We start from the raw sequence: 2,097 nt of genomic DNA on the forward strand, positions 1-2,097 counted from the left end.
TGGTTGTGGGAGAGTAAGTGACTGCCGCAATATTTTTTGGTGGGGGTGGCCTCGTCTGATTCCTGTTTGTGTGGGGGTTGGGCGGGGCCTTCCTCGTATTCATGGGTCGTGTTGCTGCTGACCACAAACGTGCCCAGCACTCCGTCGCGTCCGGCACTCAGCCGCCTCGATCCCGTTGGGTGCGCCGCATGAGGGTCAATGATCGCCGGCCCCATCATCTCCGTGTTCGACCTCCGGGGTGGAGGGCTTCGCGGGGGAGAGGATGCGATTGCCGGTCCCTGGCCGCGCGGAGTCCCTATGTGCCCCGTGAGCTCTTGTCGGCTTTCGCAATGATGCGTATCCTAGTCAGTAATGACTATAGTGACTATTATCTGAGCCGTTAGGAGCAAAGATGGCCGTCACCCGACAGGTGGAGCGCCGCCTCGGCGAAGTCGGTTCATCGATTCGACGATGGCGACTCATGCAGTCACTGAAAGCTGCTGAAGTCGCTGAGCGTGCCGGGATCTCGCGATCAACTCTGCAGAAGATCGAACGGGGAGACGCCGGCGTCTCCCTCGGCGCAGTCATGTCGGTCATGCAGGCATTGGGACAGCTTGATCACGTAGCCGACTCCTTTGACCCGTTGAGCACCGATGTCGGAAGACTGCGCTCGTCCGAATCGCTTCCGGAGCGAGTTCGCCGATGAGTGAGCAGGTGCGTGTGGAAATGACCCATGACGGCAGACCTGTTCACGTTGGGACCGCCTATTTCCACATCGGACGAGGGCAGATCTCGACCACCTTCAAATACTCCGATGAATATGCATCGGCCAGGTGGGCGTATTCGATAGATCCTCAACTCCCTCTGTCAACGGCACCTTTCAGCGTCCCGGGTCTGCCTGGCGCTTTCGCTGACTGCGCCCCGGACCGGTGGGGACGTAACCTTGTTGCCAAGGAGCACCGGCGATTAGTGGCTGAAGAGGCCGTCAGCGACCGCCGACTCACAGATGTCGACTACCTTCTCGGGGTCAGCGACTGTACCCGACAAGGCTCTCTTCGGTTTCGTCGCGGTCCCGATGGTCCCCTTCTCAGCGACAACAGTCGAGTACCGAAACTCCTTGCCCTGCCCGAGCTGCAACACGCAGCGGATGGCGTCCTAGAGGGCTCCGCTGGGGCTGTGAAACGCCTCCTCGACGCTGGGACCGGATCACTGGGTGGAGCTCGGCCGAAAGCGTCCGTGACCGACGACGAGGGAGCGCTGCATATCGCAAAGTTCACGCGCCCTGCCGATGAGTGGGACGTCATTGCGTGGGAGGGGGTGGCACTCGAGCTCGCGCGAATGGCAGGGATCGAAGTCCCAAGGTGCAGAACGCTCACCATCGACGGTCGATCCGTGCTCCTGCTGGAAAGGTTCGACCGGGACGCCCAACAACGCATCGGATACATCAGCGCAATGACAGCGACCGGCCGACGCGATGGAGAAGCCGCCGACTACCTCGACATCATTGAGGCAATCGAAGACCACAGCCGGCGTTGGAAGCGCGATTGCGCGGAACTGTACCGACGAGTGGTCTTCTCCGTCGCAGTGCACAATACAGACGACCATCTGCGAAACCACGGCTTCGTTCGGTCAGAGGCAGGGTGGCAGCTGAGCCCGGCCTTCGACATCAACACCGAACCTGAACGGGCAGTCGAACGGCAGACAGCGATCAACGGAGTGGTCTCAGCAGACGATGAGGCCGGAGCACTTCTTGACTTCGCTTCACTCTGTCACCTGACCGCACCGGCCGCGCGGACCATCATCCACGAAGTCGTCGACGCAGTCGCCAATTGGAACCCTCTGGCGGCCGGCAGAGGAATCCGCCGCTCGGAGCGCGACGCGGTGGGTCCTGTCATCGAGACTCAAAGCGATCGCCTGCGGGCAGCAGCAGAGCCGGGTTTCTGACCTCCGTGGCGCACGACGCTCTCTGCCCCGACGCTAGACTTTCCTGCGCCTGTTCCCCGGCAGTCCGTGTGGTGGGTGTCACGTGGGGAATGGCGGGTTTGGATTTGCGTGGACGGGTTTGCCTGGTCTAGAGTTATATCTCGTTGCCCCGCCGGAAACACAGTCTGAAAGACA

At 61.3% G+C, this 2,097-nt stretch carries 2 protein-coding genes and 1 pseudogene; all 3 read left to right on the plus strand.

Annotated elements, in window-relative coordinates:
* Window positions 1-391 precede the first annotated feature (391 nt).
* The 3 genes and pseudogenes from ACPUD7_RS17585 to ACPUD7_RS17595 all read left to right on the plus strand — a co-directional run bounded on the left by ACPUD7_RS17585 (window position 392) and on the right by ACPUD7_RS17595 (window position 1,923).
* Entirely contained in the window at window positions 392-685 is a 294-nt protein-coding gene (locus tag ACPUD7_RS17585; RefSeq protein WP_135542797.1) for a helix-turn-helix domain-containing protein, read from the plus strand.
* 20 nt (window positions 686-705) lie between these two features.
* Window positions 706-930: pseudogene (locus tag ACPUD7_RS17590) on the plus strand (HipA N-terminal domain-containing protein); the annotation flags it as partial.
* 18 nt (window positions 931-948) lie between these two features.
* A complete protein-coding gene (locus ACPUD7_RS17595; protein WP_425120630.1) occupies window positions 949-1,923 on the plus strand; it encodes a type II toxin-antitoxin system HipA family toxin in 975 nt (324 codons plus the stop codon).
* Window positions 1,924-2,097: the final 174 nt, after the last annotated feature.

The organism is Brevibacterium sp. FAM 24630 (assembly GCF_049804075.1).
Taxonomy (GTDB): Bacteria; Actinomycetota; Actinomycetes; order Actinomycetales; family Brevibacteriaceae; genus Brevibacterium.